This is a genomic window from Streptomyces sp. NPDC102259 (assembly GCF_044766465.1).
Lineage (GTDB): Bacteria > Actinomycetota > Actinomycetes > Streptomycetales > Streptomycetaceae > Streptomyces.
Map to the genome: position 1 here is coordinate 390,206 of NZ_JBIWMA010000005.1, position 20,466 is coordinate 410,671.

General features: G+C 72.6%; 20 protein-coding genes and 1 pseudogene. 15 read left to right on the forward strand and 6 right to left on the reverse strand.

Going from position 1 to position 20,466, the window contains the following annotated elements:
* The first annotated feature begins 4 nt into the window (after nucleotides 1-4).
* Both ACIRPU_RS15950 and ACIRPU_RS15955 read left to right on the forward strand, forming a co-directional pair.
* The gene (locus ACIRPU_RS15950) at nucleotides 5-1,150 is read left to right on the forward strand and encodes a type ISP restriction/modification enzyme (RefSeq protein ID WP_403867028.1); all 1,146 of its coding nucleotides are present in this window, start codon (nucleotides 5-7) and stop codon (nucleotides 1,148-1,150) included.
* 10 nt (nucleotides 1,151-1,160) lie between these two features.
* Nucleotides 1,161-2,369, forward strand: coding sequence for a CaiB/BaiF CoA transferase family protein (locus tag ACIRPU_RS15955; protein ID WP_403867030.1), 1,209 nt, complete (start codon nucleotides 1,161-1,163; stop codon nucleotides 2,367-2,369).
* A 35-nt stretch (nucleotides 2,370-2,404) separates the two neighbouring features.
* Here ACIRPU_RS15955 and ACIRPU_RS15960 read toward each other — a convergent pair whose 3' ends face one another.
* The 3 genes from ACIRPU_RS15960 to ACIRPU_RS15970 form a co-directional block, all read right to left on the reverse strand.
* Nucleotides 2,405-2,686, reverse strand: a complete 282-nt coding sequence (locus ACIRPU_RS15960) for a hypothetical protein (protein ID WP_078615612.1) — start codon at nucleotides 2,684-2,686, stop codon at nucleotides 2,405-2,407.
* 126 nt (nucleotides 2,687-2,812) lie between these two features.
* Nucleotides 2,813-3,631 carry an anti-sigma factor domain-containing protein gene (locus tag ACIRPU_RS15965; protein WP_403867033.1) on the reverse strand — a complete coding sequence of 273 codons (819 nt, stop codon included), beginning with the start codon at nucleotides 3,629-3,631 and terminating at the stop codon, nucleotides 2,813-2,815.
* Nucleotides 3,628-4,170 (reverse strand): sigma-70 family RNA polymerase sigma factor, encoded by a 543-nt coding sequence (locus ACIRPU_RS15970; RefSeq protein WP_384114495.1) that lies wholly within the window; start codon nucleotides 4,168-4,170, stop codon nucleotides 3,628-3,630. Before ACIRPU_RS15970 ends, ACIRPU_RS15965 begins: the two co-directional genes overlap by 4 nt.
* A gap of 210 nt (nucleotides 4,171-4,380) precedes the next feature.
* On the opposite strand from ACIRPU_RS15970, the gene ACIRPU_RS15975 reads away from it, so the two are divergent.
* The 4 genes from ACIRPU_RS15975 to ACIRPU_RS15990 all read left to right on the forward strand — a co-directional run bounded on the left by ACIRPU_RS15975 (nucleotide 4,381) and on the right by ACIRPU_RS15990 (nucleotide 11,115).
* The gene (locus ACIRPU_RS15975; RefSeq protein ID WP_355705003.1) at nucleotides 4,381-5,889 is read left to right on the forward strand and encodes a DUF4331 domain-containing protein; all 1,509 of its coding nucleotides are present in this window, start codon (nucleotides 4,381-4,383) and stop codon (nucleotides 5,887-5,889) included.
* A 175-nt stretch (nucleotides 5,890-6,064) separates the two neighbouring features.
* Entirely contained in the window at nucleotides 6,065-7,732 is a 1,668-nt protein-coding gene (locus ACIRPU_RS15980; protein ID WP_403867038.1) for a tetratricopeptide repeat protein, read from the forward strand.
* Nucleotides 7,729-9,429, forward strand: coding sequence for a nickel transporter (locus tag ACIRPU_RS15985; RefSeq protein ID WP_403867041.1), 1,701 nt, complete (start codon nucleotides 7,729-7,731; stop codon nucleotides 9,427-9,429). Before ACIRPU_RS15980 ends, ACIRPU_RS15985 begins: the two co-directional genes overlap by 4 nt.
* Before the next feature lie 60 nt (nucleotides 9,430-9,489).
* Entirely contained in the window at nucleotides 9,490-11,115 is a 1,626-nt protein-coding gene (locus ACIRPU_RS15990) for a serine/threonine-protein kinase (RefSeq protein ID WP_403867044.1), read from the forward strand.
* A 4-nt stretch (nucleotides 11,116-11,119) separates the two neighbouring features.
* On the opposite strand, the gene ACIRPU_RS15995 is transcribed toward ACIRPU_RS15990, so the two are convergent.
* Nucleotides 11,120-11,926 carry an SGNH/GDSL hydrolase family protein gene (locus tag ACIRPU_RS15995; protein WP_403867047.1) on the reverse strand — a complete coding sequence of 269 codons (807 nt, stop codon included), beginning with the start codon at nucleotides 11,924-11,926 and terminating at the stop codon, nucleotides 11,120-11,122.
* Between the two features lie 220 nt (nucleotides 11,927-12,146).
* Between ACIRPU_RS15995 and ACIRPU_RS16000 the strand changes: the two are divergent.
* The 6 genes and pseudogenes from ACIRPU_RS16000 to ACIRPU_RS16025 form a co-directional block, all read left to right on the forward strand.
* A pseudogene (locus ACIRPU_RS16000) lies at nucleotides 12,147-12,395 on the forward strand (S8 family serine peptidase); the annotation flags it as partial.
* Between the two features lie 489 nt (nucleotides 12,396-12,884).
* Nucleotides 12,885-13,715 carry a glycosyltransferase family 2 protein gene (locus tag ACIRPU_RS16005; RefSeq protein ID WP_403867050.1) on the forward strand — a complete coding sequence of 277 codons (831 nt, stop codon included), beginning with the start codon at nucleotides 12,885-12,887 and terminating at the stop codon, nucleotides 13,713-13,715.
* The gene (locus ACIRPU_RS16010) at nucleotides 13,712-14,710 is read left to right on the forward strand and encodes a glycosyltransferase family 2 protein (protein ID WP_403867053.1); all 999 of its coding nucleotides are present in this window, start codon (nucleotides 13,712-13,714) and stop codon (nucleotides 14,708-14,710) included. The genes ACIRPU_RS16005 and ACIRPU_RS16010 overlap by 4 nt, the downstream gene beginning before the upstream one ends.
* Nucleotides 14,707-15,492: a polysaccharide deacetylase family protein gene (locus ACIRPU_RS16015; RefSeq protein WP_403867055.1), complete on the forward strand. Its 786-nt coding sequence runs from the start codon at nucleotides 14,707-14,709 to the stop codon at nucleotides 15,490-15,492. Before ACIRPU_RS16010 ends, ACIRPU_RS16015 begins: the two co-directional genes overlap by 4 nt.
* Nucleotides 15,493-15,636: 144 nt before the next feature.
* Nucleotides 15,637-16,731: a DUF5925 domain-containing protein gene (locus tag ACIRPU_RS16020; protein ID WP_403867058.1), complete on the forward strand. Its 1,095-nt coding sequence runs from the start codon at nucleotides 15,637-15,639 to the stop codon at nucleotides 16,729-16,731.
* Between the two features lie 16 nt (nucleotides 16,732-16,747).
* The gene (locus ACIRPU_RS16025; protein WP_403867061.1) at nucleotides 16,748-17,521 is read left to right on the forward strand and encodes a DUF72 domain-containing protein; all 774 of its coding nucleotides are present in this window, start codon (nucleotides 16,748-16,750) and stop codon (nucleotides 17,519-17,521) included.
* 94 nt (nucleotides 17,522-17,615) lie between these two features.
* On the opposite strand, the gene ACIRPU_RS16030 is transcribed toward ACIRPU_RS16025, so the two are convergent.
* Entirely contained in the window at nucleotides 17,616-17,984 is a 369-nt protein-coding gene (locus tag ACIRPU_RS16030; protein WP_384114468.1) for a GntR family transcriptional regulator, read from the reverse strand.
* 96 nt (nucleotides 17,985-18,080) lie between these two features.
* Between ACIRPU_RS16030 and ACIRPU_RS16035 the strand changes: the two genes are divergently transcribed.
* Together ACIRPU_RS16035 and ACIRPU_RS16040 are read left to right on the forward strand one after the other, a co-directional pair.
* Nucleotides 18,081-19,010, forward strand: coding sequence for a GNAT family N-acetyltransferase (locus ACIRPU_RS16035; protein WP_403867064.1), 930 nt, complete (start codon nucleotides 18,081-18,083; stop codon nucleotides 19,008-19,010).
* Nucleotides 18,991-19,494: a DUF402 domain-containing protein gene (locus ACIRPU_RS16040; protein WP_403867067.1), complete on the forward strand. Its 504-nt coding sequence runs from the start codon at nucleotides 18,991-18,993 to the stop codon at nucleotides 19,492-19,494. Before ACIRPU_RS16035 ends, ACIRPU_RS16040 begins: the two co-directional genes overlap by 20 nt.
* A 75-nt stretch (nucleotides 19,495-19,569) precedes the next feature.
* Here ACIRPU_RS16040 and ACIRPU_RS16045 read toward each other — a convergent pair whose 3' ends face one another.
* Nucleotides 19,570-20,184: a class I SAM-dependent methyltransferase gene (locus tag ACIRPU_RS16045; RefSeq protein ID WP_403867070.1), complete on the reverse strand. Its 615-nt coding sequence runs from the start codon at nucleotides 20,182-20,184 to the stop codon at nucleotides 19,570-19,572.
* A 140-nt stretch (nucleotides 20,185-20,324) separates the two neighbouring features.
* Between ACIRPU_RS16045 and ACIRPU_RS16050 the strand changes: the two genes are divergently transcribed.
* Nucleotides 20,325-20,459, forward strand: a complete 135-nt coding sequence (locus tag ACIRPU_RS16050; RefSeq protein WP_020128204.1) for a hypothetical protein — start codon at nucleotides 20,325-20,327, stop codon at nucleotides 20,457-20,459.
* The last annotated feature ends 7 nt before the right edge of the window (nucleotides 20,460-20,466 follow it).

Consider the following 20,466-nt stretch of genomic DNA (forward strand, 5'->3'; position numbering starts at 1 on the left):
TACGATGCCCAGCGTGACGCCCGACGACGCTCCGCCGCTGGCGGACCTCATGCCGTGGTCCGTCGCACCGCCGCGGCTCGGCCGGGGGTGGCCGACGGACCCCGACCCGGCATCCCTCAAAGCGCGCTGGGACGCCCTGGTGAAGGCCGAGGGCCCGGACCGCGAGGCCCTGTTCGAGCCGACGCGCTCACGCACCCTGCACACGGCGGTCGGGCAGCTGCCCGGGCATCTCGGCGGCACGGAGCGGCTCGTCCGCGCCTCGGGCCGCTGCCCGGAGCCGGTACGGGTACTGGCCGCCCCCTTCGACGAGCACTGGCTCATCCCCGACCACCGGCTGATCGACGCGGCCCGGCCCGAGCTGTGGCGGGTGGCGGACGAGCACCAGGTCTTCGTGGTGGAGACGCCGTCCCCGCCGGGCCCGCCCCTGCTCGCGACCTCGCTGATCCCGCTGGCGCGTCCCGGCCGGGTCCACCCGCTGTACCGGCGCCCCGGCGGCGCGGAACCCAACCTGGCGCCGGGCCTCCTGGAGCATCTCGGCCACTCCCCCGATCCGGTGGACTTCCTGGCCTGGACCCTGACCGCCGTCCGCCCCGATCACACGGTCCCGCTCACCCGGGACCCCGAGCTGTGGGCCCGCGGCGTGGAGCTGGGCCGTCGCGCCCTGTGGCTGCTCCGCCGCGACGGCGACCGCCCCCGGCTCCCCGGCGGCCGCCGCCCCTACGTCCGCGCCCCGCTGCCCAACCGGCCCCTGACGCTGCACTACGACCGCGACGAGGAGACCCTGCACCTCGACGGCGGCCGGGTCTCCCCGGTCCCGCCCGCGGCCTGGGACCTCACGGCGGGCGGGATCCGCGTCCTGGAGCAGTGGTTCGCGGCCCGGACGGCGGAGCCCGAGCCGGGCACCCTGTCCGCGATCCGCCCGAAGGCCTGGACGCAGACCTGGACGTCCGAGCTCCTCGAACTGATCACGGTGTCGGCCCTGTTCGCGCAAGCACGCGCCCAGCAGGAGGAGTTGACGGTGACGGACTCGATCACGGCGCGCGAGCTGCGCGCGGCCGGCATCCTGCCGGTCCCGGAGCCGGCCCGGCACCCGGCGACGGTCCTCGACCACCACGAGGAGGGCCCGGAGGGCCAGTTCGCCCTGCTCTAGCATCCACCTCATGGACCACAGCCCCCCGCCGCTGCCGCCGCCCCTGGACGGCCTCACCGTCGTCGCCGTCGAACAGGCGGTCGCGGCCCCGTACGCCACCCGCCAGCTCGCCGACCTCGGCGCCCGGGTGATCAAGGTCGAGCGGCTCGACGGCGGTGACTTCGCCCGCGGCTACGACACGGCCGCGGCCGGCCTCGCCTCGCACTTCGTCTGGTGCAACCGGGGCAAGGAGTCCATCGCGCTGGACCTCAAGGACCCGCGCGGCCTGGACGTCGTACGGCGGCTGATCGCCGACGCGGACGTGTTCGTGCAGAACCTCGCCCAGGGGGCGGCGGCCCGGCTGGGTCTGGACGCGGCCACCCTGTGCGCGGCGCATCCGCGGCTGATCGCCGTCGACATCTCCGGGTACGGGGCGAGCGGGCCGTACGCGGACAAGCGGGCGTACGACATGCTCGTGCAGTGCGAGGCGGGGCTGGTGTCGGTGACCGGGACGCCGGAGCAGCCGGTGAAGGCGGGCATCCCCGCGGCGGACATCGCGGCGGCCATGTACGCCTTCTCGGGCGTGCTGGCGGCGCTGGTGCGGCGGGGCACGACCGGGCGGGGCGGGCCGGTGGAGGTGTCGATGCTGGAGGCGCTCGCGGAGTGGATGGGGCATCCGCTGCACCACACGATGCACGGCGGCGCCGTCCCGGCCCGCACCGGCCTCGCGCACGCGGTGATCGCGCCCTACGACGCCTACGCCACCGCCGACGGCGGGCGGGTGCTGCTGTCCGTGCAGAACGACCGGGAGTGGCGCCGACTGGCCGAACAGGTCGTCGGCCGACCCGAATTGGGGACGGATCCGGCATACGCGACCAATGCGGCAAGGGTGGTGAACCGGGAGCGTACGGACGCGCTGGTGGCCGGGGCCCTGGGCGCACTGGACGCCGACGAGGCGCTCGCGCGACTGGAGGGCGCGGGCATCGCGTGCGCACGCCTGAGGAATCTGCACGAGCTGGCGGAGCATCCGCAGCTGGCGGCCCGCGAGCGGTGGCGGGAGGTGGGGACGCCGGTCGGGCCGTTGCGGGCGCTGCTGCCCCCGATCACGTTGCCGGGCGGGGCGGAGGCACGGATGGGAGACGTGCCCGCGCTCGGGGAGCACACCGAAGCGCTGCTGCGTGCCGTGGGGATGGCGGACGAGGAGATCGCAGCGCTGCGCCGGGACGGTGTGGCCGCCTGAGCGCGGGACTCAGTACGTGAGGACGCGCCGGCCGGTCAGTGCTTGTTGCCTCCGAACAGTGAGCGCCGCAGTCGGCGCAGCGGCGCGAAGAGCGAGACGCGGCTCACCCGTGCCCGCGCCGTCTTGGGGCCGTGGCCGCGCGCGGGCTCACGCGCGGTCAGTTCCCGCATGAGCGAGGTCGCCTCGAGCGTCTCGCGCTGCGGTATGGCGGGACCCGCCAGCACCGAGAGATGGCGGTCGAGGCGCGAACTGGTCGCACTGCTCCCGCAGGTGATCGCAGGGACCCGCGCCCTGCTGTGCATCGTTATCTGTTCCATGTCACTCCCCACCCGTACGAGTCCGCCCGGCCCGGGCAGGGTAACCCTATCGCCCCGTCGAGGCACACGTGTATCGAGCTCACAGGATTCACCTTCCCCGTAAGGGGGTTGACGACGCCTCCCCGATCACTCTCCGAATCCAACCGATTTCAGGGTGAGTTGGACAACTGGCTGCGTAGTGGGCTGTGGTGATCCCCCGTCGGGCTCGACGGTCACAGCGAGTGATGTCGCGACCTTGTCGAGACCGGTGGCGACCAAGGGCGTGTCGCCGTCGAAGAGCCCGAGGGAGCGCGGTTGCGCGTCGGGGCGCATGAGCCACAGCTGATGCACCTGTCCGGTGGGCAGCTCCGCGTATCCGCTCAGGGTGACGATCGCCTGCCCCTCCGCGGCCGAGGCGATCACGCCGATGCTGCGGCCCTCCGCGTCCTTCCCGGTGCTCGCCCGCGCGTCGGGAGCTGCGAGAACGTGGGCGATCTCACGAGCCTGGGTGCGCTCGGCCTTCAGTTCGTCCTGCGCGCGACCCGCCTGGACGGCGAAGAGCGAGGCGACGACGAGGGCCGCGGCGGCGGTGGCCGTCGCGAACGGCACGAACAGCGGGCGGCGCGCGCGGGGCGTACGGGAGCGTCCGGGCGGCGGTTGCGTGCCCCAGACGTGCGCGGGCAGTTGGGGCGCGCGCCCTCGTACCGGCGCGCGGGAGGACTCCTGCGGCGTTCTCTGCACGGCCGCCAGCACCCGGCTGCGCAGGTGGGCCGGCGGCTGCGCGGCCTGGGACCAGGCGAGCCGGACGGCGTCCTCGGCCAGCGCCCGCACCTCGGCGGAGCAGCGGTCGCAACCCGTCAGATGCTTCTCGAAGCGGCGGCGTTCGTCGGGTTCGAGGGCGTCGAGCGCATAGGGGGCGGCCAGCGAGTGCAGGTCCTCCCGGCGGAACAGGCCGAGCACACTCATGCGGCACCTCCCAGGCAGTCGCGCAGCCGCGTGAGTCCGTCACGCATCCGGGTCTTCACCGTGCCCAGCGGCAGCGACAACCGGTCGGCCACTTCACGGTACGTGTAGCCGTCGTAGTAGGCGAGGGTGACGGACTGGCGCTGGAGCGCCGTCAGCCGGTCGAGGCAGCGACGCACCAGTTGGCGTTCCAGACCCGCCTCGACCTCCTCCGCCACCTGGTCGAAGGCGGGGTCGTGGTACCGCGACGCCTCGCGCTGCTCACGGTCCACGGCCGCGCGGGCGCTGCGCACCCGGTCGACGGCGCGGCGGTGCGCGAGGGTGAGGATCCAGGAGAGGGCGCTGCCCCGGCTCGGGTCGAAGCGGCCGGCCGAGCGCCAGGCCTCCAGAAGCACCTCCTGGGAGACCTCCTCCGACTGCGCGGGATCCCTGACGACCCGGCGCACGAGCCCGAACACCGGCCCCGACACCAGTCCGTAGAGCTGTTCGAATGCGCGCTGGTCGCCCCCAGCCACGAGCACCAGTAGCTCGTCCGCCTCCATGCGGTCCCCCTCCCTGCGGCCACCACACCCGGGCCGCCCCGTCACACCAGGCATTCGCAACGAACACACCTCCGGATGGGGGGTACGTATCGAAGCGCCGAAAACGCGGGTGAGCAGGAAATTAAAAGTTTTTGAGTTTGGACCAATCCGAACCCACCCCTCGCTCCGTATCACTGTCCGTCAGGCAACTTGGCACAGAGGACGGACGGCATGACAGCTTTCTCCAGGAGCGGCAACGGACGCAGGAGCGTCGCGACCCTCGTCTGCGGTGCGTTGGCCGCCGGGGGGCTCGCAGCCGCCGGCGTGGCCACGCTGGTGCCGGGGGCGGCCTACGCCTCCAGCCACCGCGAGGCCCCCCTCATCTCGGGCACCCCGCAGTACGACAACACCGACGTGTACGCCTTCGTCAGCCCGGACCACCCGGACACGACGACGATCGTCGCGAACTGGATCCCCTTCGAGGAGCCGGCCGGCGGTCCCAACTTCTTCCCGTTCGCCGAGGACGCCCAGTACGACCTGCACATCGACAACAACGGTGACGCGAAGGAGGACCTGACCTTCCGCTATACCTTCAAGACGCACGTGAAGAACAAGAAGACGTTCCTCTACAACACGGGCGCCGTCGAGAGCCTGGACGACGCGGACCTGAACATCACGCAGACGTACGACCTCGAACTGATCAAGTCGAAGAAGGGGAAGGTCGAGCACGAGACGAAGCTCGCGGACGACGTGCCGGTGGCGCCGTCGAACGTGGGCAAGGCCTCGATGCCGCACTACTCGAAGCTGCGCGACCAGGCGATCTACAAGCTCTCCAGCGGCGCCAAGACCTTCGCGGGCCAGGCCGACGACCCGTTCTTCCTCGACCTGCGCGTCTTCGACCTGCTGTACGGCGGTGACCTCTCCGAGGTCGGCAACGACACGCTCAAGGGCTACAACGTCAACTCGATCGCGCTGCAGGTCCCGAACGACATGATCGCCGAGTCGGAGCACCAGCCGATCGTCGGCATCTGGTCGACGACCCAGCGCGAGAACGCCCAGGGCCACTACTCGCAGGTCTCGCGGCTCGGCATGCCGCTGGTCAACGAGGTCGTCAACCCGATCAAGGACAAGGACAAGTTCAACGCGTCCGAGCCCAAGGACGACGGCCAGTTCCTGAAGAACGTCACCAACCCCGAGCTGCCGAAGCTCATAGAGGCGATCTACAAGATCAAGGCGCCGGCCGAGCCGCGCAACGACCTCGTCGACGTGTTCCTGAAGGGCGTCAAGGGCCTCAACCAGCCGCCGTACGTGACGCCGTCCGAGGAGCTGCGCCTCAACACCTCGATCAAGCCGACCGCCAGCCCCAAGCGGCTCGGCGTCCTCGACGGCGACAACGCGGGCTTCCCGAACGGCCGTCGCCTCACCGACGACGTGATCGACGCCTCGCTCCAGGTCGTCGAGGGTGAGCTGGTCGGTTCCAAGAACGACCTGGGCGACGCGGTCGACAAGAACGACAAGTCCTTCGAGAAGTACTTCCCGTACGTGGCCCTGCCCACCGAGGGCTCGCGCGGCGCGACCGCCAAGACCGACGCGGCCACCCGCAGCCAGCTCGGCGACGCCCTCTCCGGCTCGACCGGCAACACCACCCTCATCGCCTCCTCCGCGGGCGCCGGCGCCGCCGGAATCCTGCTGATCGGCGGCGGGCTGATGTGGTGGCGCGGGCGGCGGCGGGCCTACTAGGCCCTCCTCCTGAGCGGGGCCCACTGGGCCCTTCTCCTGAGCGGGCCGGGGAGAATCCTGCGCTCCCCGGCCCGCCCCACCGACTGGCGCGGCCCGCGTATTCATCCCCCACGGCGCGGGCCGCGCCACCCCCACGCGAGCAGGCTGAACGACCCCAGGCGACCTAGGAGAGGGCATGTCCCCGCGGACGATCGACGGCGAGCCGGAGCCCACCCGACCGGTACCGGACTCCGGTGAACCGAAGTCCGGTGGGCCGGTCGCGGAACCCGGGCAGCCGGTGCCGGACACCGTGCCGGAACCCCAGGAAGCCTCCGGCACGGACACCACGGCCGCGGCGGAGCCCGCGGCCGCCCCCGAGACCGAGACCGAGACCGACGCGAACGCCGACAGCGACACCGGCGCCGAGGCAGGTGCAGCCGCGGATGCCGAGGCCGAAGTCGGTGGCGCTGGCAACGGCGACGGCGACGGCGACGAGCGGGTCGCCGCGGTGCGTCGTGCGGGTGCCGCCGGGCGTCGGTGGCGGGCCGCCCAACTCACCGCCTGCGCCGCCATGCTGGCCGTGGCGCTCACCGCCGGGGCGATCGCGCTCGGCGCGGCGCGGGACGGACAGAACGTGCCCGTGTCGACCGCCGCGGCGGTCTCCCCCGGACTGCTCGCCAGTGGCGACCTCGACTCGAGCATCACCGCGCTCCAGGCCCATCTCCGGGCGCAGCCCAGGGACTTCGGCGGCTGGGCCACCCTCGGTCTCGCCTATGTCGAGCAGGCCCGCACCAAGGGTGACCCGTCGCGCTACCCGCAGGCCGAGCAGGCCCTGAAGCGCTCCCTCTCGCTGCGCTCCGACAACGACCAGGCGCTCGCCGGCCGGGCCGCCCTCGCCGCCGCCCGGCACGACTTCGCGAACGCCCTGGCCTTGGCCGACCGGGCGCTGAAGCAGAACCCCTACAGCGAGCGCGCCCTGTGCTCCCGTATCGACGCCCTCGTCGAGCTCGGCCGTTACGACGACGCCGAGGAGGCCGCGAAGACGGCCGACGAACGGCAGCCGGGCGTACCGGTGTTCACCCGCTACGCGTACGTCCACGAACTGCGCGGCGACGTCACCACGGCCCGTCAGGTCCTGGAGCGGGCGCTCGCCGCGTCGACCTCACCCGGCGACATCGCCTACGTCGCCGCCCAGCTCGGTCAACTCGCCTGGAACCAGGGCGACTACACCACCGCGCTCACCCACTACGCCCGCGCCCTCGCCGCCGACGAGAACTACCTCCCCGCGCTGGAGGGCCGCGCCCGCGCCCAGGCCGCGAGCGGACAAAAGGCGGCGGCGATCAAGGGGTTGGAGCTGATCGTCGCCCGCTATCCGCTCCCCGGACCGCTGGTGGAGCTCGGCGAGCTGTACGAGGCCAGGGGCGGCGAGGGCGACGCGGCGAAGGCCGAGAACCAGTACCTCCTGGTCGACGCGTGGACGGCCATCGCCCGCGCCAACGGCGTCAACGCCGACCTCGACACCGCGCTCGCCGCGGCCGACCACGGTGACCGGGCGACGGCCCTGCGCGCGGCCCGGGACGACTGGTCCCGTCGGCACACCGTGCACACGGCGGACGCCCTCGCCTGGGCCCTGCACGTCAACGGCAAGGACGCCGAGGCCCTCCCCTACGCCCGGCAGGCCACGGCCACCGGCTACCGCAACGCGTCCTTCCTCTACCACCGCGGGGTGATCGAGAAGGCCACAGGACACCCCGCCGACGCCCGTACCCACCTCGCCGCCGCCCTGAAGCTGAACCCCGGCTTCTCGGCGCTGGGCGCCCGCGAGGCCCGTACGGCACTCAAGACGCTGGAGGCGAGCAAGTGATTTCCCGTCGTCTGCTGGCCTCCTGCGCGGCCGTGTTCACGGCCGGCTGCGCGCTCGCGCTGGTCCCTTCCGCCAACGCGAGCGCGCACCCCCTCGGCAACTTCACCGTCAACCGCTACGACGGTCTCGTCGCCGCCCCCGGACAGCTCCGCGTCGACCACGTCGAGGACCTCGCCGAGATCCCGGCGACCCAGGCCAAGCCGGACATCGAACGGCTGGGTATGACGGAGTGGGCCCGGCAGCGCTGCGCGACGGCGGCGACCGGCAGCAGGCTGACCGTGGACGGCCGGGCCGTCACCCTCACGGCCGGTGCCGCCAAGGCGGTCGTACGGCCCGGTCAGGCGGGGCTCGACACCCTGCGGGTGGAGTGCGGGCTGACGGCTCCGCTGCCCGCCGTGTCCGGCGAGGACACCGTCTCCCTCGCCTTCCACAGCGAGGGCGCCACCTCCGGGCCCGGCTGGCGTGAGATCACCGCGCGCGGCGACCGGATGACGCTCACCGACTCCGACGTGCCGAAGAAGTCGGTCTCGTCGGAACTCACCAGCTATCCCAAGGAATTGCTCTCCTCGCCCGCCGACACCTCGATCGCCTCCGTGCGGGTGCGGCCCGGTGGCGCGGCACTCGTCGAGGCGGACCGGGACGCGCCGGCGGCGTCCGTGCTGCCCCGGGGCGCCGACCGCTGGACGCGGGCCCTGGACGACCTGGTCGCCCGACAGGACCTCACCGTCGGCTTCGCCGCGCTGGCCCTGGTGATCGCCATCGTCCTCGGCGCGCTGCACGCGGTCGCCCCCGGCCACGGCAAGACCATCATGGCGGCGACGGCTGCCGCGCGGGGCGGCAAGGCCCGGATGAAGGACGTCCTTCCCCTGGCCGCCTCCGTCACCATCACCCACACCCTGGGCGTCGTCGCCCTCGGCCTCCTCGTCACCGCCGGTTCGGCCGCGGCGCCTTCGGTGATCGCCTGGCTGGGCCTGGCGAGCGGCGCGCTGGTGCTCTTCGCGGGCGCGAGCCTCGCCCGACGGGCCTGGCGCGGCCGGGGCCCCGACAGCCCCCACGGACACACCCACCCGCACCCACATCCGCATCCCCAGCCCGACGGCGGACCCCCCCACAGCCACGAGCCCGCGAAGACCCCCGACCGTCAACTCGCCCTCGTCGGCGCCCCCACCCCGCACACCCATGCCCATCAGGACGCCGGACACGACCGCGAGCACGACCAGGGGCATGACCACGGGCACGACCACGGGCACCCTCACGACCACGGCCACGACCGCCCCCACGAGCACGGTCACGACCACGGCCACACCCACACGCACTCCCACGGCGGCCACACCCACACCCACGCCGTCGCCCCCACCCTCCGCGGCACGCTCCTCCTCGGCTTCGCCGGCGGCATGGTCCCCAGTCCGTCCGCCGTGGTCGTCCTGGTCGGCGCCGCGGCGCTGGGACACGCCTGGTTCGGGCTGCTGCTCGTCGTCGCGTACGGCGTCGGGCTCGCCCTGACCCTGACCGCCGCCGGGTTCGCCGTGGTCAGGCTGGGCGCGGGGGCGACCCGTCTGCTGGACCGGCAGCCGCGCTGGACGGCCCATCCGATCGTGACGCTGGTCCGCCGCAACCTGCCCCTGTGGTCCGCGTTCCTCGTCGTCGCCCTCGGCGCAGGACTGGTGTTCAAGGGGGCCGCATCCGTACTCGGCTGAGCTACGTTTGTGGGGTTGCGGAGGTTTTCGCCCGGATACGAAGAGCGAAATGGGGGCGCGGTGTCCGAAGAACCGGGCAGTGAACGTCTGATCGCGGGACGCTACCGACTGCTGACCCCGCTGGGCGAGGGCGGCATGGGCACGGTGTGGCGGGCCCGTGACGAGGTGCTGCACCGCGAGGTCGCCGTCAAGGAGGTGCGTGCACCGCACGGACTGGCTGCCTCGGACGTCGAGCGGATGTACGCGCGGCTGGAGCGCGAGGCGTGGGCCGCGGCCCGGGTCGCGAACCGGAACGTCGTCACGGTGTACGACGTGGCCACGCAGGACGGGCGGCCGTGGATCGTCATGGAGATCGTGCGCGGGATCTCCCTCGCCGAACTGCTGGACGCCGAGGGGCCGCTCGAACCGGCGCGGGCCGCGCACATCGGCGCCGAGGTGCTGTCCGCGCTGCGGGCCGCGCACGAGGCCGGAGTGCTGCACCGGGACGTGAAGCCGGCGAACGTGCTGATGTCGAACGACGGCCGGGTGGTGCTCACCGACTTCGGTATCGCGACCGTCGAGGGCACCTCCGCGCTGACGATGACCGGCGAGGTCATCGGCTCCCCCGAGTTCCTCGCGCCGGAGCGGGCGCTGGGGCGCACGCCGGGGCCCGAGTCGGACCTGTGGTCGCTGGGCGTGCTGCTGTACGCGGCGGTGGAGGGCAACTCCCCGTTCCGTCACGACACTCCGTTGAGCACCCTGCGCGCGATCGTGGACGAGGAGCTGCCGCCGCCGCGCCGGGCCGGTCCGCTCGCGCCCGTGATCGAGGGGCTGCTGCGCAAGGACCCGGCCGAGCGGCTGCCGGCCGACCGGGCCGAGCAGGACCTGCGGCTCGTCGCCGCGGGCGGCGCCCCCCGCCGCGACACGATCCGTTCGACGCCACCGGCGCCGTTCGCGCCGTATCCGCCGACGGCCTCGACCCCGGCGGAGCCGTTCCGCCAGGAGCCGCCTGCCCCGACCCCGCCCCAGTCCTGGTCGGCCGCCCCGGCGACGACGACCGGCTCGCGGGGTCCGGACCGGAGCCGGCGCGCCGGTGCGGTCCTCGTCGCCGGCGTGGTGGTGCTGGCGCTGGCGGTCGCCGGGCTGACGTACGGGCTGCTGAACCACGACGACGGTGGTGGCGACACGGGCGGCGGGGTCACCGACAGCGCGACGGAGATCCTGAGTTCGCCGCCGACGCAGCCGCAGACGAGCGAGGAGGGCAGCGATTCGCCGAGCCCGAGTCCGAGTCCGAGCGAGAGCGCGAGCTCCGAGGCGCCGGCGCAGACCGTCTCGGTCACCGTCGCCGGTGCGCACACGGACTACTCGGGCAGCTGTCCGCCGCCGGACGGCGACGCGCCCGCCTTCACCGCGACCATCACGGTGGGGCGGCTGCCCGCCACGGTGTCCTACCGCTGGGTGTCGAAGGACGGCGAGCTCTCCGGCCAGACCTGGAAGACGCTCGACTTCCCTTCCGGCGGCGGGAAGTCCCAGCAGGACAAGGTGATCGTGTCGACGTACGCCGAGAGCGGGACGTACCGGAACTCGATCTCCGTCGAGATCCGGGAGCCGGTGAAGACGACGTCCAACTCGGTGCCGTTCTCGGTCACCTGCGAGACGGAGACCCCGACGGACGGGGCCTCCCCCTCACCTTCTGCCTCGGAGTGACGGATCAGGCGGCGCTGTTCAGGACCGGCAGGTAGCCACCCGACTGGCCGGACGCGGTCGGGTGGTACGACTCACCGATGTTCAGCCAGTTGAGGCTGTGCAGCCAGGAGCTGCCGGAGCAGATCTCGTGGCCGGCGAACGGGGTGCGGACGTCGCCGAAGACGAAGCCGTGGGCGGCGGCGCGCCGGGCGGTCGCGGCGTCGAGGTAGTCGGCCGCGTCGTTGATGGCGGAGCGCTTGGTCTCGGACAGGCCCAGGCAGACCGTGCCGAGCTTGTAGAAGCGGGGGTAGCCGATGACGATGACGCGGGCGTTGGGCGCCTTGGCGCGGATGGCGGAGTAGACGGTGTCGAGTTTGCCGGGGAGCGTCGAGTCGACGTAGGCCCTGGCCGTGTCGATGCGGGACAGGCACGTGCTGTCGGAGCCGGTGACGCAGGTCGTCATGACGTCGGCGAAGCCCGCGTCGTTGCCGCCGGCGGTGACGGAGACCAGGCCGGTCGAGGAGTTGAGGCCGCCGAGCTGACTCGCCAGAACTTCATCCGTTCGGGCGCCCGAGCAGGCCGCGAAAGTGAACGACGAGGGGGCGTGGGCGGCGTTCCAGAGGTACGGATACGCCTTGGTGCTGCGCTTGCAGTTGCCGCTGGAGCTGATGTAGCTGCCCGCGCCGACACCGGAGGAGTAGGAGTCCCCCAGCGCCACATAGCCACCTGTGGCCGCGAGTTGGGCACCCTGCGCCGAGGCCGCCCCGGTGAGGGCGGTGCCGAGGGCGAGGAGGAGTGAGCTCACGAATACGACAAGTCGGGAACGTCTCATGGAACCTCCTTTAGCAGGATCTCTGCCTTAACTGTCGTACCAACTACGCGTGTTGACCGGAAGTGTCCATGCCAAGACTTTCGGCGCCGAGCGGGATTGTTCGCGACCCCTTTGCGCGCGGGACATTGCGTGCCCGTGTCAAGGTTGTTGACAGCTCCTCAACTCCCTTGTTCTACGAACGTAGACGGCCGAGGCTTTACCTCAGCCGCGAACGGAACGGCTGGACATCTTCGCCCCCGGCTCCTCCATCACCGCCGGCTGGTACACCAGCGACACCGCCACGAACACCATCTCCGGCACGTCGATGGCGACCCCGCACGTCGCGGGCGCGGCCGCGGTCTACCTGGCGGGCCACACCTCGGCCACCCCGGCCCAGGTGGCCACGGCGCTGGTGAACGGCGCGACCTCGAACGTGGTCACCGGCCCGGGCACCGGCTCACCGAACAAGCTCCTCAAGATCGTCCCCTGACCGGCGCGGTACTGATCCGAACCACCGTTCCCCGCAGGCTCCGTGGCCTGCGGGGAACACTTCTGTCCGTTCCTGTGACCGTTCTTGTGCCAATTGCTTTCGAGGGGACGCATCATTCTGTAACGGTCAAACGAACAAAAAGGTGAGCGAGCCGCCAAGGGGTTGCCATCCGGGCGTAATCATCAATACCGTCATACATCTCACTCGCATCGGACCGTCGGCAACGGCTCCAGGGGAGGGCTCAGGGACCGCGGCGGTATCGGGGCGGGAGCGCGGTAGGGGGGTGCCGAGCTCGGTGACCGCACTGGTGACCGGGCCGTGCCGCGCGGTCGGCTGCCGTCCTTCGACGGTGGCCGGTAAGTATTGCCAGCTCACCCGTGTCTGCGCGGAGATCACTCCGCCATGGGTGAGAAACCCCCCTTTCGAACCGGACGTGGATTCCGGGCCGCCCAGGGGCGGGCGGCCCACCGGACGAGAGGGACCAGACTCATGAGTTCCGTTCTGCAACCGGCGACATCGGGCCAGGATCTCGAAAGCCCGTCGACCGTCGGCAAGTACCGGCCCATCTCCTCCCACCTGGCCATCGCGCCACCGGTGAGCGTGGTCATCCCCGCGATGAACGAGGCCGAGAACCTTCCGTACGTGTTCAAGACCCTGCCGGACTGGATCCACGAGGTGGTCCTGGTCGACGGCAACTCCACCGACGACACGGTGCGGGTCGCGCGTGAGCTGTGGCCCGGCGTCAAGGTCGTCGGACAGCAGGGCCGGGGCAAGGGCGACGCCCTGATCACCGGCTTCGAGGCGTGCAGCGGCGACATCATCGTGATGGTCGACGCGGACGGCTCGGCCGACGGCAACGAGATCGTGTCGTACGTCTGCGCCCTCGTCTCCGGCGCGGACTTCGCCAAGGGCTCCCGCTTCGCCAACGGCGGCGGCACCGACGACATGACCTTCATCCGCCGGCTCGGCAACGCGGTCCTGTGCGCCATCGTCAACCGCAAGTTCGGCGCCCGCTACACCGACCTGTGCTACGGCTACAACGCGTTCTGGCGGCACTGCCTGGACAAGATCGAGCTGGACTGCACCGGCTTCGAGGTCGAGACCCTGATGAACATCCGGGTCGTCAAGGCCGGCCTGAAGGTGCAGGAGATCCCCAGCCACGAGTACCTGCGCATCCACGGCGTCAGCAATCTGCGCGCCGTCCGCGACGGCCTGCGCGTGCTGCGGGTGATCCTCCAGGAGCGGTCCAACCGGCGCGCGCTGCGCCGGGTGACCCGCCGCTCGCCGATGCTCGACTCGGCACGGGGAGAGGTGTCTTGAGCACCATCGACGTCTCCGTCGTGATCTGCGCGTACACCGAGGACCGCTGGGAGGACGTCCTCGCGGCGGTCGCCTCGGTGCGGGCGCAGACCCACCCGGCCCTGGAGACCCTGCTCGTCGTCGACCACAACCCGACGCTCCTGGAGCGGCTGAGGAGCGAGTACAAGGAGACCGACGAGGTGCGGGTGCTGCCCAACGCGGGCCCGCGCGGTCTGTCGGCCGGCCGCAACACCGGCATCGCCGGCTCGCGGGGCGAGGTCGTCGCCTTCCTCGACGACGACGCCGTCGCCGAACGGGACTGGCTGCGCCGGTTCGCCGACCCGTACTCCGATCCCCGGGTCCTGGCCGTGGGCGGCCGGGCGGTGCCCGTCTGGTCCTCCGGCCGGCGGCCCGACTGGTTCCCCGAGGAGTTCGACTGGGTGGTGGGCTGCTCCTACCGGGGCCTGCCGCCCGGCCGGGTCAGGGTGCGCAACATTCTCGGCGGGAACGCCTCCTTCCGGCGCACCGCGTTCGACTTCGTGGGCGGCTTCGCCACCGGTATCGGACGCGACGGCAGCAAACGCCCGATGGGCGGCGAGGAGACGGACCTGTGCATCCGGCTCAGCCGCGCGAGACCCGACGCCATCCTGCTGATGGACGACCGCGCGGTGATCCACCACAAGGTGCCCGAGGCGCGCGAGCGTTTCGGGTACTTCCGCACCCGCACCTACGCCGAGGGCCTGTCCAAGGCCCTGGTCGCGCGCAGCGTCGGCGTCGACAAGGGCCTGGAGTCCGAACGCCGGTACGCCACCCGGGTGTTGCCGGCCGGCGTGGTCCGCGGACTGCGCGACCAACTGCTGGCCCGGCCCGGCGGGGCCCGGCGGGCGGCCGCGATCGTCACCGGGGTGCTGACGGCGGCCGGCGGGTACCTGGTCGGCAGCGCGCGGGCGCGCCGGGCGGGGACGACGTTCGCCGTGGTGCCGATCTCCGTCGACCAGGTGGAGCGGGCCGTATGACAGAGACGCGCGTGCCGATCCTCATGTACCACGCGGTGAGTGCCGACCCGAACGACGCCACCCGCACCCTCTCGGTCACGCCCGAGGCGTTCGCCGGGCAGCTGGCGGTGCTCGCGGACCGGGGCCTCACCCCGCTCACCACCGCCGACCTGGCAGCCCGTTGGCGGTCCGGCCGGCCGCTGCCGGACCGCCCGGTCCTGATCACCTTCGACGACGGCTACGAGGGCGTGCACCGGCACGCCCTCCCGGCGCTGGCGAAGCACGGCTTCCCGGCCACCCTGTTCGTCACCACCGGCTGGGTCCGGGGCGCCTACGACACCGGGGGCGGCCTGGACACCATGCTGGACTGGCGGCAGGTGCGCGCACTGGCGGACAGCGGCGTGGAGATCGGCGGCCACAGCCACACCCACCCGCAGCTCGACCGGATCGACGACGCCCGGCTGCGCGCCGAGCTGACCCGCTGCCGGGACGTCGTCGCCGCCGAACTGGGCTCCCCGCCCGTGTCGTTCGCCTACCCGTACGGCTACTCCAGCCGCCGGGTGCGTACGGCGGTGCGCGGGCACGGGTTCGCCCAGGCGCTCGCCGTGGGCAACTCCCTCGCCCGGCGCGCCCAGGGGCCGTACGCCCTGCGGCGGGTGACGGTCCGGCGTACCACGGACGCCGAGGAGTTCGAACGGCTCGTCGAGGGTCGGGCGATCGGCCGGACGTTCGCCAGGGACCGCGCGCTCACCAAGGGGTACGCCGTGGTGCGGCGGACCCGCCGACTCCGACGACCGGTCTGAGGGGTGGCCCCGGCCGAGCCCGTCGGGGCCACGCGCGCGGAACGGGAGCGGTCTGATCCATCCGGCACACCCGACACACCGGGCGTACCTCGCGGACCGCGGAAACCGGGTGCGGGGGACGCCCCGGTGCCGGATCATGGCGGCATGTCCGCACCCCCGCACGACGCACTGCCGATCCGGCTCAACGTCGACGACTCCGACTCCCCGTCCGATGTCGTCGACGCGCTGTTCCTCGGCCGCTTCGCGACGGGTGAACAGCCGTACTCGCACGCGGTGAACATCGACCGCGTGCGCTCCGGCGCGACCCTGCTGCCACCACACGCCCGCGTACTGCGCGTCGCCCGCGACGAGGACCGCAGCGCCACCCTGGCCGAGGGCGACGGCTGGACGCTGCTGGTCTCCCGCTGGAACCGCGGGGCCGACGTCACGGTCACCGCGACCACCGCCGAACTGGCCGCCCAGGTGCTCGACCAGGCCACCGACGGCGCGGCGGACGAACCCGAGCCGCAGCCCGAGAACGTGACCATGGGCTTCTGGTACGTCTCACCGCGGCGTGGCCCGCACCGCACCACCCGGCAGATCTCCGCGGGCACCTGGGACGAGGTGCGTCCCAACTACACGGCGCCTGTCGCCGAGGCGCTGGACCAGCTGATGGGGACGACCCCGCAGGACATCGCCGGCCGGCTGCTCCTGCTGCACGGCCCGCCCGGCACCGGCAAGACCTCGGCGCTGCGCACGCTGGCCCGCTCCTGGCGGGAGTGGTGCCAGGTCGACTGCGTCCTGGACCCCGAGCGGCTCTTCTCCGACGTCGGCTATCTGATGGACATCGCGATCGGCGAGGACGACGGCACCGGCAAGGGCCGCTGGCGGCTGCTGCTCCTGGAGGACTGCGACGAACTGATCCGCGGCGAGGCCAAGCACACGGCGGGCCAGGCCCTGTCCCGGCTGCTGAACCTCACCGACGGGCTCCTCGGCCAGGGCCGCAACGTCCTGGTCGGGGTGACGACCAACGAGGACCTGGAGCGTCTGCACCCCGCCGTCGTCCGCCCCGGCCGCTGTCTGGCCCGTATCGAGGTCGGCCGGCTGACCCGCCGGGAGGCCGTCGACTGGCTGGGTACGGAGGAGGGTGTCGGCCACGAGGGCGCGACCCTGGCCGAGCTGTACGCCCTGCGCCGGGGCACCTCCCCGACCTCGCTGCCGGAACCGCGGGGGCGGGCGGACGCCGGACTGTACCTGTAGGTGTTCTGATGGGGGTATGACGCTGTACGTCGGTACGTCCGGCTGGCAGTACAAGGACTGGAAGGGCGTCCTGTACCCGGCCGGCGTGCCCGTGCGGCGGTGGCTGGAGGAGTACACCGGGCACTTCGCCACCGTCGAGATCAACAACGCCTTCTACCGGCTGCCCTCGCGGGAGACGTTCGCGTCCTGGGCCGAGCGCGTCCCGCCGGATTTCGTGGTCGCGGTGAAGGCGAGCCGCTATCTGACCCACATCAAGCGGCTGAAGGACCCCGAGGAGCCGGTTCGGCGCCTGATGACCCACGCGGCCGGTCTCGGCGACCGCCTCGGTCCGGTGCTGCTCCAGCTACCGCCGACCCTGCGGGCCGACGCCGGGCTCCTGGACGCGTGTCTGTCCTGCTTCCCGCCGGGTACGCGCGTCGCGGTGGAGCCACGGCACGAGTCATGGTGGACGTCCGATGTGCGCGCCGTCCTCGAGGCCCGGGGCGCGGCCCTGTGCTGGGCGGACGTCCGCTCCCGCCCGGTCACCCCGCTGTGGCGCACCGCCGACTGGGGGTACGTCCGCTTCCACCAGGGCCGCGCCCACCCCTGGCCGCACTACGGCCGCCGTGCCCTGGAGACCTGGCTGGACCGCATCGCGACGACCTGGGCGGCCGGAGCAGACGTCTACGCCTACTTCAACAACGACCCCGGCGGAGCGGCGGTGGAGAACGCGGCGTTGTTCGGGCGGACGGCACAGCGGGCGGGGCTGAGGGCGACCCGTACGCCGGGCGCGCTCCCCGCCCACCACTGAGCACCGCACACCCGCACACGCCCCATTCCGCACACCGCACGTCTCACACACCGCACACCGCACACCGCACACCGAGATCACCGCTCGCCGCCGGTCACCGCTCGTAGGCCGCCCGCAGGGCGTCCCGCACGGCGGCCGACGCCTGGTCCTCGGTGAGTCCCAGCCGCAGCACCCGCTCGGCGTAGGCCTGCGCGGCGCCCGCCGCCTCCCGCTCCGCCGCCGGTCCGGCCGCGGCGACGAACGTGCCGTTGCGCCCCCGGGTCTCGATCACCCCGTCCCCCTCCAGCGCCCGGTACGCCTTGGCGACGGTGTTCGCGGCGAGGCCGAGCGACTCGGCCAGTCCCCGCACCGTCGGCAGCCGGTAGCCGACCGGCAGCGCCCCCGACCGCGCCTGCTCGGCGATCTGCGCCCGCACCTGCTCGTAGGGCGCGGCGCTCTCATCGATGTGGATCTTCAAGGTCACGGGCCGATTGTCCCGCACCCCGCCGGGGAACGGGCGCGCGGGCGGAGCCGAAAATGGGAGGCACCCGGGCGCCGCCCGACCGTAGCGTGCGCTCACATGACCGTCATCGTGCGCGACCTGCGCCCCGGGGCGCCCGCCGACATCGAGGGCTTCATCCGGGTCCGGCACCTCGCTCTGCCCCATGTGTTCTTCAGCCCGGCCTCCGTGCTGCACGGCCTCTCGCTGTCCCGCCCCGACGCCCATGCCCGCAAGCTGGTCGCCGTGGAGGACGGCGAGATCATCGGCACGGCCCAGGTGGGCCTCGCCCAGGACAGCCCGGAGCCCGGCCAGGGGTCCCTCAACGTGTACGTGGACCCCGCGCGCACCGGGCGCGGCGCGGGCGCCCTGCTGGTCCGCACCGCCGAGGAGCATCTGGCGGCCCACGGGGCGACGAAGCTGTTCGCCTGGGTCCTGGACGAGCCGGCCGACCGCGCGTTCGCCGAACGGCACGGCTACCGGTCGAGCCGCTCCGCGCACTTCCTCCGCCTGGACCTGGCCCGCGCCGCGCTGCCCCCGCTCCAGGACCCCCCGCCGGGCGTCGAGCTGCGCACGGCCGCCGACTTCGCCGACGACCCGCGCCCGCTGTTCGCCCTGGACGCGGAGGCGGGTTCGGACGAACCCGGTGACATCGCCACCGAGTTCACGGACTACCCGGCCTGGGTCGACGAGTACTGGAAGCATCCCCATCTGGACCGGGAGCTGTCCTCGGTCGCCGTGGCCGACGGCCGCCCCGTCGCCTTCACCGTGGCCCACACCCACGACGGCGGCCGGTACACCACCGGCATGACCGGCACCGCGCGCGGCCACCGCGGCCGGGGGCTGGCCAAGCTCGTCAAGAACGATTCGCTGCACCGGGCCCGTGCGGCGGGGTACACGGAGGCCCGCACGGGCAACGACGCGGACAACGGGCCGATGCTCGCGATCAACAAGTGGTTCGGGTACGAGATCTGCGCGACGGAGGTGCGGTATGTCCGTGAACTCGGCTGAGCCGGCGGGTTCGGTGGACGTCGTCCTGGTCAAGGGCGGCCGGACGAAGATCCGTTACGAGGCGGGGCTGCTGTCCGACGACGGCACTCGGATCACCGTGCGCGCCCCCTGGGCCGGTGACGCCGTACGCGACTTCGGCTTCGTCCGCTTCGAGGCGGGTGACGTCTTCACCGAGTACTACTGGCGGGACCGCTGGTACGCGGTGAAGGAGGTGCGCGACGCGACGGGCGCCCTGAAGGGCTGGTACTGCGACATCACCCGCCCGGCCACGCTGTCCGGCGGCGAACTGGTCGTAGAGGACCTCGACCTGGACCTGTGGCGCTCCGCCGACGGGACGGACGTACGGCGACTGGACGAGGACGAGTTCGAGGAGAGCGGGCTGGCGGAGCGGGACCCGGCGGCCGCGGCCGCCGCGGTGACCGCCCTCGACGAACTGGAGGCGCTCGCCACCGTCGAGGGCGGCCTGGAGTCGCTGCTGGCGTGAGGGGCCGTCGGGCCGCCGCCTCACAGCCGCCTTCTCACAGCCGCCGCCTCACAGCCGTCCCTGGCAGCTGCCTCCTCACACCGTCGCCACCACCGCGTACCGCTCGTCCGTCACGGCCCCGCCCCACAGCCCCGCGTCCTGCGACAGCCGCTCGACGCGCGCCTGCTCGGTCAGCGGGGCCAGCAGGGCGGTGAGCCGGTCCGCCGCCATGCCGACCGGGGCGACGGTCCCCCACACGCCCTCCACCAGCACGAGCCGCCCTCCGGGGCGCACCAGGCCGCGCCAGTGCCGCAGGACCCGGGCCGGGTCGGGCAGGGTCCACAGCACGTGCCGTACGAGCAGGGTGTCGAAGCGCTGCTCACCGACCGGCGGCGCCGCCGCGTCACCGAGGAGGAACACCGCGTCACGCCCGGCGAGTTTGGCGCGGGCCAGGTCGATCATGGCCGGGGACAGGTCGACCCCCGTCACCCGGTGTCCCTGCTCAGCCGCGAGGAGCGACAGACTGCCGGTTCCGCAGCCGAGATCGAGGAGGTCACAGCCGCGCTCCGGCAGCCAGGCGCGCAGCCGCCGGGCCCAGGCGGCGCGCACTTCGGGATCGCGCAGGCCGTGGTCCGGCTCCTCGTCGAAGGCGGCCGCCGCCAGGTCCCAGTCGATACTCGGCGCGGTCGGTTCGTCACTCTTTTTCCTCATGTGCCCAAGAGTGACACCCACCACTGACAATCGAATCGTGACAGTCGCCACTGACAGAAGGGGTGCCGATGAGGAACTCTCCCCCAAAGGGTCTACCTCCGTGCGAACGCGGAACCCGGTAGCACCTGAAGGAGGCAGCCATGCGCCGTACGACCGTGCAGAAGCCCCTGAAGAAGACGGACTCCCGCCGGATCCGTGACGAGGTCGACGAACGGCCGGCCGGGCGCCCCGAGGTGCGCAAGGACATCGCACGCACGTGGTGGCCGGACGGCTGAGCGACGC

What these genes read in the sequence shown, in the direction of transcription:
- ACIRPU_RS16020 (WP_403867058.1), top strand. Translation starts at nt 15,637, where the DNA reads ATGTCCGCACCCCCGCACGACGCACTGCCGATCCGGCTCAACGTCGAC.
- ACIRPU_RS15980 (WP_403867038.1), top strand. Translation starts at nt 6,065, where the DNA reads ATGTCCCCGCGGACGATCGACGGCGAGCCGGAGCCCACCCGACCGGTA.
- ACIRPU_RS16045 (WP_403867070.1), bottom strand. Translation starts at nt 20,184, where the DNA reads ATGAGGAAAAAGAGTGACGAACCGACCGCGCCGAGTATCGACTGGGAC.
- ACIRPU_RS15970 (WP_384114495.1), bottom strand. Translation starts at nt 4,170, where the DNA reads ATGGAGGCGGACGAGCTACTGGTGCTCGTGGCTGGGGGCGACCAGCGC.
- ACIRPU_RS16025 (WP_403867061.1), top strand. Translation starts at nt 16,748, where the DNA reads ATGACGCTGTACGTCGGTACGTCCGGCTGGCAGTACAAGGACTGGAAG.
- ACIRPU_RS16040 (WP_403867067.1), top strand. Translation starts at nt 18,991, where the DNA reads ATGTCCGTGAACTCGGCTGAGCCGGCGGGTTCGGTGGACGTCGTCCTG.
- ACIRPU_RS16035 (WP_403867064.1), top strand. Translation starts at nt 18,081, where the DNA reads ATGACCGTCATCGTGCGCGACCTGCGCCCCGGGGCGCCCGCCGACATC.
- ACIRPU_RS15965 (WP_403867033.1), bottom strand. Translation starts at nt 3,631, where the DNA reads ATGAGTGTGCTCGGCCTGTTCCGCCGGGAGGACCTGCACTCGCTGGCC.
- ACIRPU_RS15960 (WP_078615612.1), bottom strand. Translation starts at nt 2,686, where the DNA reads ATGGAACAGATAACGATGCACAGCAGGGCGCGGGTCCCTGCGATCACC.
- ACIRPU_RS16015 (WP_403867055.1), top strand. Translation starts at nt 14,707, where the DNA reads ATGACAGAGACGCGCGTGCCGATCCTCATGTACCACGCGGTGAGTGCC.
- ACIRPU_RS16050 (WP_020128204.1), top strand. Translation starts at nt 20,325, where the DNA reads ATGCGCCGTACGACCGTGCAGAAGCCCCTGAAGAAGACGGACTCCCGC.
- ACIRPU_RS15995 (WP_403867047.1), bottom strand. Translation starts at nt 11,926, where the DNA reads ATGAGACGTTCCCGACTTGTCGTATTCGTGAGCTCACTCCTCCTCGCC.
- ACIRPU_RS15975 (WP_355705003.1), top strand. Translation starts at nt 4,381, where the DNA reads ATGACAGCTTTCTCCAGGAGCGGCAACGGACGCAGGAGCGTCGCGACC.
- ACIRPU_RS16005 (WP_403867050.1), top strand. Translation starts at nt 12,885, where the DNA reads ATGAGTTCCGTTCTGCAACCGGCGACATCGGGCCAGGATCTCGAAAGC.
- ACIRPU_RS15950 (WP_403867028.1), top strand. Translation starts at nt 5, where the DNA reads ATGCCCAGCGTGACGCCCGACGACGCTCCGCCGCTGGCGGACCTCATG.
- ACIRPU_RS15955 (WP_403867030.1), top strand. Translation starts at nt 1,161, where the DNA reads ATGGACCACAGCCCCCCGCCGCTGCCGCCGCCCCTGGACGGCCTCACC.